The organism is Lactiplantibacillus garii (assembly GCF_003885105.1).
Classification (GTDB): Bacteria; Bacillota; Bacilli; order Lactobacillales; family Lactobacillaceae; genus Lactiplantibacillus; species Lactiplantibacillus garii.
Genome location: NZ_QWZQ01000037.1, coordinates 1 through 12,781, shown reverse-complemented (window position 1 = coordinate 12,781; position 12,781 = coordinate 1). Strand labels below are relative to the sequence as shown.

The window sequence follows — 12,781 nt, the reverse complement described above, 5'->3', positions numbered from 1 at the left end:
TCATTTTAAGCTAGTTAAAAGTTGCTAACGTCTTAAACAGCGGCTGGTAATCGTGCGCGAGCTGTTCGTAAAGCGGGTAGAGCCGCTGGTAAGTTGCAACGTTGGCCGTTTGGGGTTGCCGGGGGGTGACCGGCGCCATCAGGTCGGCGACCGCGTTTAGGTCCGGTAGCACCCCGAGACTGACGAGGCCGAGCACGGCGGCGCCGAAACAGGAGCTCTCCACGTTTTGGGGAATCGTGACCGACGCGTTAAAAATATCCGCGACGATTTGGCGCCAGGCGGGGGTCTTCGCGAATCCCCCGGCGGCCTGCAAGTTGTCAAACGGCCCCGTCAGTGCTTGGACCATCTGGGCCACGTGGGCGAGGTTAAAGGTGATCCCTTCGAGCGCCGCGCGGGCCATGTCGACGCGGGTGTGCTGGGCGGTCAGGCCAAAGAACGCGCCGCGGGCGTTGGCGTCCCAGAGCGGTGCCCGTTCGCCGTTAAGGTACGGGTGCATCAGCAACCCGTGGCTGCCAGCGGGCACGGCGGCAATTGCGGCGTTCAGGTCCGCGTAACTGACGGCGGGTTGCACGTCCTTAAAGAGGGTGTCGTGGACCCACTGAAAAACGTTGCCGCCGTTGTTGGCCGGCCCGCCGATGACCCAGGCGTGTGGGGCTAAGTAGTAACAAAATAGCCGGCCGTGCGGGTCGAGTTCGGGCTGGTCGTGGACGACCCGAACCGCGCCGGACGTCCCGATGGTGAGTGCCGCCTGCCCCGGCCGGATCGCGTTGAGGCCCAGGTTGGATAGGCAGCCGTCACTGGCGCCGGCAATTAACGGTACCGGCGCGGTCAGCCCCAACTGGTGGGCAGTCGCCGTGGTCATGCCGGTAAGTTGCGCCGTGGTATCCACCAGGTGTGGGAGTTGTTCACGCGTCACGTGGGCGAGTTGCAACGCTTCGGGGTCCCAGTCCAAGGTGTGCAAGTTCCACAGGCCGGAAGCGTTGGCGACGGAATAGTCGGTGGTTAAGTGGCCGCTTAGGCGGTACAACACGTAAGCTTTCACGTCTACAAACCAGCGGGCCGCGGCGTGCAAGTCCGGTTGATCGTGGGCTAACCAGCGCAGTTTAGCAAGCGGTGTCATTGGGTGGAGCGGGGTCCCGGTCCGAGCGTACAGGGCGTGTGCGGTGGGCAGCGCCCGCAGTTCGGCCGCGGCCGCCTTGGCCCGGTTATCCGCCCAAGTATACATCCGGCTGATGGGCTGGTACTGGGCGTCAAGTAAGATCAAGCTGTGCATCGCGGCCGAAAAGCTGATCCCGGCGATGGGCGCGTGCGTTTGCCGACTGACGGCTTGAATACCGGTCACGACGGCCTGATAAATGGCGTCCGGGTCCTCTTCGGCCATTCCCGGAGTCGTTTGGCAGAGTGAGTAACCGTGGTTCGCGCTGGCGACGACGCGGCCGGTCTGGTCGTACAGCACGACCTTCGTACTGGTCGTGCCGATGTCAACGGTAAGTATTTGTGTCATAAAACGTTCCTTTCTTGCTTTTGATAATCTTAGTGTAAGTAACTTTGATACCGGTTGCAATGAGAACCCTAGGGCGTTTTTGCAAACTGTGGTAAAATTTGGTCATGGAGGTGGCAGTTGTGTCCACACAAACACCCACACACCGTAACCGGGTCCTCACCCTTATTCGGTCGTATTACCCGAATTTGAGCGTGACGGACCGTAAGATTGCGGATTATATTATTCAGGACCCCGTTAAAACGGCGGCCCAATCAATTTCAGACCTCGCGGCGGCGGTCGGCGTTTCAACGGCCACCGTGTCACGGTTCGTCAAGCGGATCAGTTTTAATAGCTTCCGGGATTTCTCCCGGGAATTGACCGCGGCGGAACCCATCGAACGCACCAACGCCGAGGTCTTTCAAGACGTCGAAAAACAAACGACGTTTAAGGGCATTGCCGAGTCCACCTTTAGTAGTATTCGCAGCTCGCTGGACCAGACGAGTCAGGTGATGACCGAAGCCGATTTAAAACGGGCGGTCCACCTGTTATTGCACGCGCAAACGATTGGTTTTTACGGGCTCGGTGGTTCGGCCGTGGCGGCCTTAGACGGTTACCACAAGTTTGTTCGCACCGGGATCACTTGTGCGCATAACGGGGACTACGACATGCAGCTGATGCAGGCGGCCCAAATGACGCCTAAAGACGTGGCGGTGGTGATCTCACACACCGGGCGTAACCAGCAAACCTTGCAAATCTTAAAAACGCTCAACGCCCAAAAGGTCCCGGTGATCGCACTCACGAGTTTTGGCAATTCTCCGCTCGCCAAGGGCAGCACGGTGGCCTTTATTTCGGTGGCCGAGGAGATCAACTACCGTTCGGAAGGCCTGACCTCTTTGATTGCACAGATGAGTATCATCGACAGCTTGTTTTTGATGACCGCCGTGCACGGCAACATCAAGATGGCGGCGAGTCTGAGCCGGGTCCGCGACGCGATCAGCGAGACCCGCACGGAATTATAACGGTTGTAAGGATGGATGTAGAATGGCAAAACAACAGCGCTTAAGACCAGTTTACGCGCGGACACGGGGGGCGCGGTGGCGTCGCCGTTTAACGTGGCTGTTTATTTTGCTGGTCATGATTGGCAGCGCGTGGGGTGTTTTCGCGTGGATCCAGTGGCGGCACGCCGAGGTCGTGGACGGTTTTAACGTGCGCGGCGTCGCGGTGTCGCAAAATGACGGTTACTTAGACTTTGCCGCGCTGCAAAACGACGGCTTAAAGTTTATTTACCTCCACGCGACCCAGGGTGCCAGCTATTCCGACGATAATTTTTCCAGCAACTACCAGCGAATTTTGGGAACCAGTTTAGGCGTCGGCGTGGTCCACGTCTTTAGCTTTTCGAGCTCGGCAGCGGCCCAGGCGGCCTACTTTGAGAAAACGGTTGGCGCCAATACCGGTAACCTGCCGATTGCGATTCAGGTCCAGTACTACGGGGACTATTCGGCTAAGACCGTTCAAGTCAAACGGGAACGGACCAAGTTACGCGCGCTGGTCTTAAAACTGACCAACTATTACGACCGCCAGTGCGTGGTGTGGTCCACGCCGGCGGTGGCCAAGTTGCTAGTTAAACCGGCTATTAAAAAGACGCCGCTGTGGTACGACACGACCGCCACTCAGCACCAGCCGCAACGGGTGTTATTCATGCACTACTCCTACCGGGCGGTGTACCGGCAAAACGGGACTCGCCAGGAATTTACCGGCGTTTTGTATAACGGTGACCTGAAAAGCTTTGATCACCTGATTGCGTCCAACCTCGATTAAAGGGTGTTAAAAAAGCGTTGGGCAACCGGGCCAAACGCGTGATGATAAAAATAATTATAATGGCTAAAAATGAACGGAGACCAAGCGCTGAAAAACGCTTGGTCTCTTGGTTTAATCGGTCGCCTGATCTAACTGGCGGGGGGAAAGGATCACGTAATTGCGATTATCCGCCTCGTCAAACAGGGTGACCGGACGTTGTTCGTTGGCTTTGATTTCTAAATGAAAGCCGTATTTGTCGAGCAAGACTAGCTTGCTGGGCGAAATTGATTCAACGGTTGCCGGCATGGGACGCCCATCGATCCGAATGATCATGTTGGGGTCGATTTCTAGCTTATGATCCCGGTGATGTTCTTCGTCACGGTAGGTCCACGTGCCCGCGTAAAAGACGGCTAAGTCGCCGCTGGCAACCTTGGGACGCTGTTTGCGGACTAGGGTACTTGAAAGTCCTGCTAATAATGAGAGGCCAAATAAAATGGCGCCACGTCGCTTCACCGGATCAACCTTCTTTCGTTTATGTTTACTCTTAAAATATACCACTAAACCGGGGTTTTCGTCACGAAATCGCCCGTTCTTAGTAAACCTTTTAACCGGCTGTTACCGGCCAGTAATGAACGTCATCATTCGTTAATCTAATAACGCTTTTTATGATAAAACGAGAATAAATGTAGGTAATTCTTGTTATTCAGTGGGTGAGTGTGTTAATCTATAATATGTAATTGGCATTTAACAGAAGTTCAGAAGTATCATTAGTTTGCTACCTTGCAAATTCTTTTAGGTGTTGATAACATAGTTTCGTTACTTTAGATTTGATAATCCTAGGAGGATTTGTATTCATGAAAAATGGTACTGTAAAATGGTTTAATGCTGACAAGGGCTTTGGTTTTATTACTGGTGAAGATGGCAACGACGTATTCGTTCACTTCTCAGCTATCCAAGTCGACGGTTTCAAGACCTTAGAAGAAGGTCAAAAAGTTACTTTTGACGAAGAACAAAGCGATCGTGGCCCACAAGCTACTAACGTTGTTCCTCAATAATTGAACTTTTAAAAAGTTGCCCGCGGGGCGACTTTTTTTTTTGCCGTCAAACGAGTGCCGATTTTTAAAGTTCGCAATCCCCAATCCGTTCGGAAAACTGGTAAAATGAACGTATCAGTAAGCGCAACCAGTCACGACTAGTTGCCGTTAACGAGAGGGGTATTGGACATGTTAAAATTAGGGATCATCGGTACCAACTGGATCACCCAGCAATTTGTCGACGCCGCTAACGAATCGGGCGAGTGGCAGTTAACGACCGTTTATTCACGCCATCAGGAAACGGCGCAGAGCTTTGCGGATAAGAACCACGCTGCCGAGACTTTTACGGATCTGACCACGTTCTTTGAACGGGGCAGCTTTGACGTGGTGTACATCGCGTCACCGAACAGTTTGCACTTTGAACAGGCCAAGTTAGCGGTGGCCCACGGCAAGCACGTCATCGTGGAAAAGCCGGCCGTGGCCAACCAGGCGGAGTTTGAACAGTTGGACGAATGTTTAAAGGCGCACCCGGACGTTTTGCTGTTTGAAGCCGCGCGGCAGATCCACGAAGTTAACTTTAAGCGCGTTCAGGATCAAATTGCCAAAATGGACCAGATCCAGGGCGCGACTTTAACGTACATGAAGTACTCGTCGCGTTTTGACGCGGTCCGGGCTGGTGAAGAACCGAACATCTTTTCGTTGAAGTTTGCCGGCGGGGCGTTACAAGACCTGGGTGTTTACTTAGCCTACGACGCGGTCGGCTGGTTCGGGATGCCGGACGAAGTTGCTTACTACCCAACCTTGTTACCGACCGAGGTGGACGGTAAGGGGGTCGCCATTTTACGGTACCCGGCCTTTACCGTGACCTTGAACGTGGGTAAGACCAGTAATTCGTTCCTACCGTCGGAGATCAACGGGTTACGCGACGCCATCGTGATGGATAACGCCGCCGAACTCGGTAAGGTCACTTACCAGGATCAGGACGGCCAGGCACACAATTTGGGCGTGCAACCCGACAAGAACCCGATGTTAGCCGAAGCGCGCGACTTTGCGATGGTGATCAACGATCCCGCGGCCCATCAGGCGGAGTACCAAGCATGGCGGCGGCTTAGTCGCAATGTGAACAAACTATTATTTAATTTACGGCAGTCCGGTCACATCTACTTTAGCGATGCGGAACGCGACTCCACCGATAAATAGAAACGAGGCACTATGTTAGACGTATTTAAAACGAAGTTTGCGGCCCAGGGGTTCACGGAGCCCTCACCGATCCAAACGGCGGTCGCGGAACCGATGGCGGCCGGAAAATCGGTCTTAGGACTAGCTCCGACCGGCTCCGGGAAAACGCTGGCCTTTACCTGGCCCATGCTGGAGATGGTCCGGGCCGGTGAAGGGACCCAGGCATTGATCTTAGCGCCGTCCCAAGAACTGGCGATGCAGACGACCAACGTGGTTCGCGACTGGGCCCAGTTGGTGGACGTCAAGGTGCTCGCCATCACTGGTGGGGCCAACGTCAAGCGCCAAACCGAGAAATTGAAAAAACACCCCGAAGTGATCGTGGGGACGCCGGGGCGGGTTACCAACCTGATTGCCGACGGGAAGTTAAAACTCGGCCACTTGAAGTTAATGATTGTGGACGAAGCCGACGAACTCTTGACGGACGAGACCCTCGACCAGGTGCGGGAGATTTTGGACGCCACCTTCGCGGAAACGTTGCAGTTAGGCTTCTTCTCCGCGACGGAAACCAAGATCTTAGACGAACTGCCCCGCTGGTTCGGCCAAAACGTTGAGAAAATCGACGTGCGGGCGATTGATCAAACCCAGGGCGTTGTTCGTCACCGGACCATGGAAGTCGGTAACCGTCACCGGGTCGATTTATTAAAACGGCTCAGCCGGGTCGACCGTTTGCGCGCCCTGGTATTTTTTAATAAAATGCAGGAACTCCAGCACGTGGCGCTCCAACTCCGCCACCAACACGTTAACTACGTGGCGTTGACCAGTAACCAGCGTCAAGTCGAACGGGAAAAGGCCCTCCGGTTGTTCCGGCAGGGCAAGGTCGAACTGTTACTCACGACCGACCTCGCCGCCCGGGGACTGGACGTGCCCGAGCTGCCCGCCGTCATTAACTACCAGCTGCCGAAGGACGTCACGACTTACATTCACCGCAGTGGCCGCACGGGCCGCATGGGGGCCGACGGGGTCGTTTTGACCCTGGGCGACGACCACGATATTCGTGATTTTAAGAAGTTGATGGCGACCACCGATTACGACATCAAGCCGGGGTACTTGGTCGGGTACCAAATCGTGGATACCAAACCAAGTCGCAGCGTGCCGCCGTTGACCTTTGACCACCCGGATAAGGCCGGCGAAGCGGCAAACGGCCGCCACCGGGTCACCAGTGCGGGGCACCCCGACAAGGTTAAACGGGTCGCGGAGACCAAGGACCAACTCGTTAAACCCGTCAAGGCGGAAAAGACGGTTTTAAAGAAGCATAGGGGACATAACAAGCACTCTAAGAAGAAGGGCATGCGGAAGAAGAACCGCGAGCGTTTTGGTAAATAGGCAATTGCCAAATTGAACGATCCGTGAGATGATATTTTACGGATCATTCCTTTGGCCCCATAGCACAACTGGATAGGGCACCCGCCTCCTAAGCGGTTGATCCCGGTTCGAGTCCGGGTGGGGTCATCGAACCGCTATTTGCGATTATGGTCATAACAGTAAAGGACACAAAACGTTGGTAAAACAACATTTTGTGTCCTTTTTGTTTTCTGAGTATGGTTGAATAACTGAGATGAATAATTGTACGTACACGAGAGGCACCCGGGGACGTACACGAACTTTTATAGTTAATAAGTTAAAAATGGATGGTTCATAAGTGAGGTTAGTCGTACTGGTGGTAGGCGTCCCGGCAATATTGCGCGAGTTGTTCGGTGAGCTTTAATTGGTGGGGCGCAAACTGTTGCAACTGGTCACGTAAACCGGCCGGAAGCAGGTCGTACTGGCGCTGCTGGTAGTCGGTCACCGCCACCACCGTGACCGGGACGCGCTGACCATTGTGGTAGTCGTGGCCGTCGATGGCGTTGTACGCGTTGATGGTGGCCGTAAAGCGGCCGTTGTTGACGCGGGCCCAGTCGGTGGTGCTGGCGAGTGAACTGGCGACCGAGGCCACGTCGGTCGTTCCGAGGGCCACGATTTTAGAGCCGGCGGGGGCGTCGGTCGTCCCGCTGACCCGCCACTCCCCCCGGTCGGTCACCGTGACGTGGTGGAGTTCGGTTTTAAAGAGCCGGTGGTTACCGGTACTGGCATCGGAGTTGTCGTAACCGATGAAGAGCCAGGACAGGGCCAAGATGCTCAGTCCAATAATAATGATCAGTAAGCCTAAGTAGCGTGGTTGTTTTCGACGCATGCGGGGTCCCCCAAAGTGTGCGGATAGCGTGTGAATTACCGGAATTAATTGGTAACTTAATCATACTATGCCCGGAGCGCACCCGCCTTAAAACTTTGATGAGAATTAGGTGGTGTTTTTGATAATAAGTAAAAGCGCTGCGCCGGTTGCCAACTAGGGTAGCCGTCGCAACGCTGAAGAAGTGGCTTTAACGAATCACGATGACGTTACACGGGGCGTGGTCGACGACGTAACTCGTTGTTGAGCCGACCGCCACGCGCTGGGGTGAATCCTTGCCAGTCGCGCCGAGGACAATTAGGTCAATGTCGGCGTGCTGCTTCGCGTAGTCTTCAATCGTGTGTTTGGGAATGCCGTACGTGATCTCGGCTTTAAAGTCCGGGACCGTGGTGGTGGTGACGAACTGCTGACGTTGGCGCATGGCGTCCCGCGCGTGGGCGGCTTCCGCGTCCAGTAACTCGGTCAAGACCGGGTCGAGGGCCGGCGTGTGGTAGGCACTGTCGTCCACAACGTAGAGGGCGGTCAACTGGGCGTGGTGCCGTTGCGCAATGTTCACGGCCTCGGTAAAGGCGGCCTGAGCAGCGTCGGAACTATCAACGGGAACTAAAACGTGGGTATAACGACTAGGCATAACAACCACCTCCATTTATATTTACTATAATTATAAATGATAAGCGGGGGACTGAAAAATTAAACGCACTTGATAAGTGGTCCGGGTAGGCAGGAAAGCAACATTGGCGTATGATTTAGATAATTAATGCAGTGGTGGGGGATGACGACCATTAACAAAATCAAAAACGGGTTATTGACCTTTGAACGGGTCGTGGAACGTAAACGCTATTGGCGCGCTTTACGCGATACGCTGACCCTGTTGTTTCCGTTTGTTCTGATTGGTGCGTACGTTAGTTTGATGAACCAAGTGTGCTTTCAGAAAAACGGCTTTTTCAACCATATTTACGGGCTCAGTCACTGGGTACCGGCGTTTAAGCAACTAGGGGTCTATACGACCATGCTCAGTCTGAGCCTTAACGGGCTGATTGCGGTCATTGCGGCGTTTGCGGCCGCCAACTTTGTGGCCCGCTCAGCACAACGGGACAACCTGTTGGCCGGTTTGAGCGCTGCCGTTAGTTTTGTCATGCTAAATTTTAACTACGCGTTTTTTGACGGCCGTCCCGGAAACGCGGCCCGGTTTTTAGAAACCAACCTCGGTAGTCAGGGGATCTTTTTAGCCCTGTTAGTGGGCTTAGTGACCGGTTGGCTTTTTAACCACCTGGTGCGGCGGCCACACGTCCACCAAGCCGTGGAAACGCAGCGGCACTTGTTACGCCGGGCCCGCAATAACTGGTTGCCGCTGGTGAGCGGGTTACTCCTGTTTAGCTGGCTGGGGTACGGGATCAGTTTTGTCAGCAAGCGCGGGTTAAACGGGCTCTTTTACCAAGTGTTCGCGCTGCCGTTTGGCAACCCCGGCGCCGTGCTAACGGCCATGTTGGGGACGACGCTGCTTAGCAACGTTTTCTGGTTGATTGGGATCATTGGCCCCGTGGATTACAGCGGTAACAGCGCCGTCAGCACGGTCCAAAATTTACAGTACGCGCTGCAGCACGGCTCCGCGTGGGGCGCGCCCAATCCAATCACGCTGCACACGGTCTTCGATAGTTTCGCCAACGTTGGCGGTCCGGGGATGACCTTAGCATTGGTCATCGCCATTTTGTGGCGGTCGCGCAACCGCAATTACCGGGCGGTCGCCAAGGCGAGCTGGCTGCCAGCCATTTTTAACTTTAACCAACCGTTGTTAGTGGGGTTGCCGATCGCGTACAGTCCGCTCTTGGCGATTCCGTTCTTGTTGGCACCGGTAGCCAGCATGCTGATCAGTTGGACGGCGTTAAAGCTGCAACTGATGCCGCCGGTCGTTTATCCGGTCGGCCGAACGACCCCGGGCTTTTTGATTGGCTGGTTAGGGACCGGGGGCGACTGGCGGGCGTTACTCGTCAGCTTAGTGAACTTAGCCGTGGCCACAGCGATTTATTTACCGTTCGTGTTGCTGGCGAACCAGACGGAAGAGGGGGCGCGTGACCATGAAGCGTAATTGGTGGAAGTGGTTAGTGGGCGTGCTCGTTTTAATGGGCGTCTGCTGGCCGGCCTATAACTGGTCTAAGGCCAACGTTAAAACGTTGAAAAACGCGGGGCGTACGCGGATGGCGCCGGTCATTATGATCCCCGGTTCCAGCGCGACGCAGAACCGGTTTGACAGTCTGATCACCGAACTGGGTAAAGAAACGCCCAAAAAGCACAGCGTGTTAAAACTGACGGTCCAAACTAACGGGACCATCAAGTATAGTGGCAGCATTGATCGTAAGGATAACGAGCCGTTTATCGTGATCGGGTTTGCCAATAATAAGGACGGTAAGGCCAACATTGATAAACAGGCCGTTTGGTTGAACACGGCGTTTAAGGCGTTAGTCAAAACGTACGGGTTTAACCACTTTTACGCCCTCGGCCATTCCAACGGTGGTTTGATTTGGACGCTATTTTTGGAACGTTACCTCAAGGAAACGCCGAAAGTACAAATCGACCGCCTAATGACGATCGCCTCGCCGTATAACATGGAATCGACCAGTACGACCGCTAAAACGAGCATGTTTAAGGAGCTGTACCGCTATCGCAGCGGGCTGCCGCGGTCGTTAACGGTTTATTCGATTGCCGGGACCGAAAACTATTCCAGTGACGGGACCGTGCCGGCCAACAGCGTGAACTACGGGAAGTACATCTATCAAAACCAGGTCAAACACTTTACCGAAATCACGGTGACCGGGGCCAACACCGCCCATTCGGATCTGCCACAAAATAAGCAGATCGTGGCGTTGATCCGGCAATACTTACTGGCGGAAAACGTGCCGGACAGTGTGCGGCGTCAAAATCAGCGTCAACCGAAACAGTAAAAAAAGCGTGTGCCAAAAGTCGATTAGCCGGTGAGCATTAACGGCGTATGGCGAATAATCCTGGGCTTGGATTGTTTGACATACGGGGTTAAGCGGAACCCGCTGACTTTTGAAACCCGTTTCGACAATAATTATTCGGAGATGAAAACGAGGCCGTGACTTTTGTCACAGCCTCGTTTTGATTAGCGGTAGTGCCGGGTGTGGACCCGGTGGCGGTGGACCTTCGCGCGGTGTTTTTTAACGGAATGGCGCCGAAAACGCCAACGTAAAAAGGTGCGCGGCGCGCGGACCCGCATCGCTTGGGCGGTCATGTCGGGAGCCGCGAGTAGCCCGGTCCCCAAACTTAAAATAACCAGCGTGGTGATTAATCGGTGTTTTTTCATTTAAAAGCTCCTCCTAATTCCCTAACTCACCCAGTCTACGGGTTCGGCGGGCATTCGTCAACCATGGGCGGCAAGGGCCGCCTTTACGCGAAGTTAATCAAATATTGATAAATTATTCACGGAAAGCGACGAATTGTGATTGTATTTTCAGCAGTTTTCCTTTATGGTGAAGGTACTATAAAAAAGGGAGTTTCCGTACATGAATATTGAAATTTTAAACTCAGCCATTCAAGATTTACATTTCAAAATTGTTTACGACCGTGACGAATCAAAGGACGAACCCGGCCAAGGTCAATTCAGCTACACTCCGGCCAATCCCGACGTTAAAAAAACGTTCGGTGACGATGTGGTTCAGGCCCAATTAGACGTCACGTACAAGGAAGATATGTACGACTTATCCGCCACCGTCTTTGCCATCGTGCGTCTAAGTGGTGAAATGGTCGGCATTATCGAACGTCAATCCGCTGATAAAAAGGTGGAAGACGACGAACAAGAAATGTTGAATAACTTAAACGGGGCGATCATTCCGGCCTTATCCGCCAAGGTCCGGGCCTACGCCGCGTTACTTTCAACGGAAGCCAGCAACTTTGCCATCATGCCGGCCGATTTTGACGACAGTCAGGCCAACCAACCCAACGACTAGTTTCAATTTAAGCTTACCTTACGGGGTGGGCTTTTTTTATTTGAGTTAAAATTTACAATGAGGGATTGTGTAAGCGTTAACAAAGGTGTTACAATGGGCATAGACCAAAGTAGGTCGTGGCGTAAAAAGCTATTTTTCGGAAGTCAAAAGGGGTCGCTAGTTTTAGCAGCCAACCGATTTCGTCAGGCAAGCCAGCCCTTAGTTTTCTGAGTTGGGGGTGTCGGGTTCAAGTTTGGAACCCGGCAGCACACATAGCGCGGTGAAGCATTTTGACACATACATCAGGACTAATTGGCAAGTGCTAAAAACGGTGACCAAGTTACGGACGTAACTAGTCGCCGTTTTTAGACGCAAGTGGCTGGATTCTGCCGTGACCAAATGACTGTTATTTCGGTTGTGAAAGCGTATACTGGCGGTGAGGGGAGCGTGACCGTTATGTTTAAACCAATGGCATCAATATTTACTAATCATCAGATTGCGGGGCACTACCGGGCGATCGACCGGGCGCAAAAGTGCATCGTGCCGTTTCACTTTGAGATTCAGGGGCAGGAGTACCCGCAACCGCAGCCGGAGCGCAACTGGTTGCGGCGTTTATCGGGGACCCGGAGTCGCAAGTACGCGATTGTTGAATTAACGCCGCGTCAGGTGATCTTGTGGTCGCCAGAGGGCCGCAACCTCGGTGAAATGCCGCTAACGGACATCCGGCGCATTCAAATCGGGGCGATTCGGTGGCACGTGACCCAGGGCTTAGACCCGCGGCACGCGTTTCGGGCAACCATTTTCGTTTTGACCGACGCGGGGAACTACTACTTTGCCAATTCCGACATGGAAGTTTTGCCGGCGATTTGTAAGTTCGCGCACGAGCATAAGATTCCGGTCGAAGATCCACTGCGCTTAATTCCAATCCTCAAACTCGGCTGGAAGGTGGCGGCGGTCACCCTGCACGAGACGTACTCGCAACTCGTGGCGCACACCGGCTATCCGGACACAAAAGTGTAAATAGTGTAATTTGTTTTTACCCAAAAGTATGACTGCTGTCTATAAAACACGGATAAAATTTACACATAAATGTAATAATCATACAATATACTAATTT

14 protein-coding genes and 1 tRNA gene are annotated in these 12,781 nt (G+C 53.6%); 10 read left to right on the top strand and 5 right to left on the bottom strand.

The window, feature by feature from the left end; all coding sequences use genetic code 11:
• Positions 1–10: 10 nt before the first annotated feature.
• Positions 11–1,504 carry a gluconokinase gene (locus D1831_RS10440; protein ID WP_125072885.1) on the bottom strand — a complete coding sequence of 498 codons (1,494 nt, stop codon included), beginning with the start codon at positions 1,502–1,504 and terminating at the stop codon, positions 11–13.
• A 119-nt stretch (positions 1,505–1,623) separates the two neighbouring features.
• Between D1831_RS10440 and D1831_RS10435 the strand changes: the two genes are divergently transcribed.
• Entirely contained in the window at positions 1,624–2,502 is an 879-nt protein-coding gene (locus tag D1831_RS10435; RefSeq protein WP_125072884.1) for a MurR/RpiR family transcriptional regulator, read from the top strand.
• 22 nt (positions 2,503–2,524) lie between these two features.
• A complete protein-coding gene (locus tag D1831_RS10430) occupies positions 2,525–3,301 on the top strand; it encodes a GH25 family lysozyme (protein WP_125072883.1) in 777 nt (258 codons plus the stop codon).
• A 111-nt stretch (positions 3,302–3,412) separates the two neighbouring features.
• Here D1831_RS10430 and D1831_RS10425 read toward each other — a convergent pair whose 3' ends face one another.
• A complete protein-coding gene (locus tag D1831_RS10425) occupies positions 3,413–3,793 on the bottom strand; it encodes a DUF4828 domain-containing protein (protein WP_125072882.1) in 381 nt (126 codons plus the stop codon).
• A gap of 341 nt (positions 3,794–4,134) precedes the next feature.
• Here D1831_RS10425 and D1831_RS10420 point away from each other — a divergent pair, with 341 nt between their 5' ends.
• From D1831_RS10420 to D1831_RS10405, 4 genes are all read left to right on the top strand, one after another.
• A complete protein-coding gene (locus D1831_RS10420; RefSeq protein WP_125072881.1) occupies positions 4,135–4,335 on the top strand; it encodes a cold-shock protein in 201 nt (66 codons plus the stop codon).
• Between the two features lie 168 nt (positions 4,336–4,503).
• Positions 4,504–5,514, top strand: a complete 1,011-nt coding sequence (locus tag D1831_RS10415) for a Gfo/Idh/MocA family protein (protein ID WP_125072880.1) — start codon at positions 4,504–4,506, stop codon at positions 5,512–5,514.
• A gap of 12 nt (positions 5,515–5,526) precedes the next feature.
• Positions 5,527–6,876 carry a DEAD/DEAH box helicase gene (locus D1831_RS10410; RefSeq protein ID WP_125072879.1) on the top strand — a complete coding sequence of 450 codons (1,350 nt, stop codon included), beginning with the start codon at positions 5,527–5,529 and terminating at the stop codon, positions 6,874–6,876.
• Positions 6,877–6,929: 53 nt separating this feature from the next.
• Positions 6,930–7,002, top strand: a tRNA-Arg gene (locus tag D1831_RS10405).
• A 196-nt stretch (positions 7,003–7,198) separates the two neighbouring features.
• Here D1831_RS10405 and D1831_RS10400 read toward each other — a convergent pair.
• Both D1831_RS10400 and D1831_RS10395 read right to left on the bottom strand, forming a co-directional pair.
• A complete protein-coding gene (locus D1831_RS10400) occupies positions 7,199–7,723 on the bottom strand; it encodes a hypothetical protein (RefSeq protein WP_125072878.1) in 525 nt (174 codons plus the stop codon).
• Positions 7,724–7,910: 187 nt separating this feature from the next.
• On the bottom strand, positions 7,911–8,351 hold the full coding sequence (locus D1831_RS10395; RefSeq protein ID WP_125072877.1) for a universal stress protein: 441 nt from the start codon (positions 8,349–8,351) through the stop codon (positions 7,911–7,913).
• Positions 8,352–8,492: 141 nt separating this feature from the next.
• On the opposite strand from D1831_RS10395, the gene D1831_RS10390 reads away from it, so the two are divergent.
• Both D1831_RS10390 and D1831_RS10385 read left to right on the top strand, forming a co-directional pair.
• Complete coding sequence (locus D1831_RS10390) at positions 8,493–9,806, top strand: PTS transporter subunit EIIC (protein WP_125072876.1); 1,314 nt, start codon at positions 8,493–8,495, stop codon at positions 9,804–9,806.
• Positions 9,796–10,659 (top strand): alpha/beta hydrolase, encoded by an 864-nt coding sequence (locus D1831_RS10385; RefSeq protein ID WP_125072875.1) that lies wholly within the window; start codon positions 9,796–9,798, stop codon positions 10,657–10,659. Before D1831_RS10390 ends, D1831_RS10385 begins: the two co-directional genes overlap by 11 nt.
• Before the next feature lie 182 nt (positions 10,660–10,841).
• On the opposite strand, the gene D1831_RS10380 is transcribed toward D1831_RS10385, so the two are convergent.
• Entirely contained in the window at positions 10,842–11,042 is a 201-nt protein-coding gene (locus D1831_RS10380) for a hypothetical protein (protein ID WP_125072874.1), read from the bottom strand.
• Between the two features lie 199 nt (positions 11,043–11,241).
• On the opposite strand from D1831_RS10380, the gene D1831_RS10375 reads away from it, so the two are divergent.
• Together D1831_RS10375 and D1831_RS10370 are read left to right on the top strand one after the other, a co-directional pair.
• Positions 11,242–11,685, top strand: coding sequence for a hypothetical protein (locus D1831_RS10375; RefSeq protein ID WP_125072873.1), 444 nt, complete (start codon positions 11,242–11,244; stop codon positions 11,683–11,685).
• 435 nt (positions 11,686–12,120) lie between these two features.
• On the top strand, positions 12,121–12,684 hold the full coding sequence (locus tag D1831_RS10370) for a hypothetical protein (protein WP_125072872.1): 564 nt from the start codon (positions 12,121–12,123) through the stop codon (positions 12,682–12,684).
• The last annotated feature ends 97 nt before the right edge of the window (positions 12,685–12,781 follow it).

Bases quoted from the DNA above. Each gene is read 5' to 3' on its own strand.
- D1831_RS10440 (WP_125072885.1), bottom strand. From the start codon at position 1,504: ATGACACAAATACTTACCGTTGACATCGGCACGACCAGTACGAAGGTC.
- D1831_RS10430 (WP_125072883.1), top strand. From the start codon at position 2,525: ATGGCAAAACAACAGCGCTTAAGACCAGTTTACGCGCGGACACGGGGG.
- D1831_RS10420 (WP_125072881.1), top strand. From the start codon at position 4,135: ATGAAAAATGGTACTGTAAAATGGTTTAATGCTGACAAGGGCTTTGGT.
- D1831_RS10415 (WP_125072880.1), top strand. From the start codon at position 4,504: ATGTTAAAATTAGGGATCATCGGTACCAACTGGATCACCCAGCAATTT.
- D1831_RS10410 (WP_125072879.1), top strand. From the start codon at position 5,527: ATGTTAGACGTATTTAAAACGAAGTTTGCGGCCCAGGGGTTCACGGAG.
- D1831_RS10400 (WP_125072878.1), bottom strand. From the start codon at position 7,723: ATGCGTCGAAAACAACCACGCTACTTAGGCTTACTGATCATTATTATT.
- D1831_RS10395 (WP_125072877.1), bottom strand. From the start codon at position 8,351: ATGCCTAGTCGTTATACCCACGTTTTAGTTCCCGTTGATAGTTCCGAC.
- D1831_RS10390 (WP_125072876.1), top strand. From the start codon at position 8,493: ATGACGACCATTAACAAAATCAAAAACGGGTTATTGACCTTTGAACGG.
- D1831_RS10385 (WP_125072875.1), top strand. From the start codon at position 9,796: ATGAAGCGTAATTGGTGGAAGTGGTTAGTGGGCGTGCTCGTTTTAATG.
- D1831_RS10380 (WP_125072874.1), bottom strand. From the start codon at position 11,042: ATGAAAAAACACCGATTAATCACCACGCTGGTTATTTTAAGTTTGGGG.
- D1831_RS10375 (WP_125072873.1), top strand. From the start codon at position 11,242: ATGAATATTGAAATTTTAAACTCAGCCATTCAAGATTTACATTTCAAA.
- D1831_RS10370 (WP_125072872.1), top strand. From the start codon at position 12,121: ATGTTTAAACCAATGGCATCAATATTTACTAATCATCAGATTGCGGGG.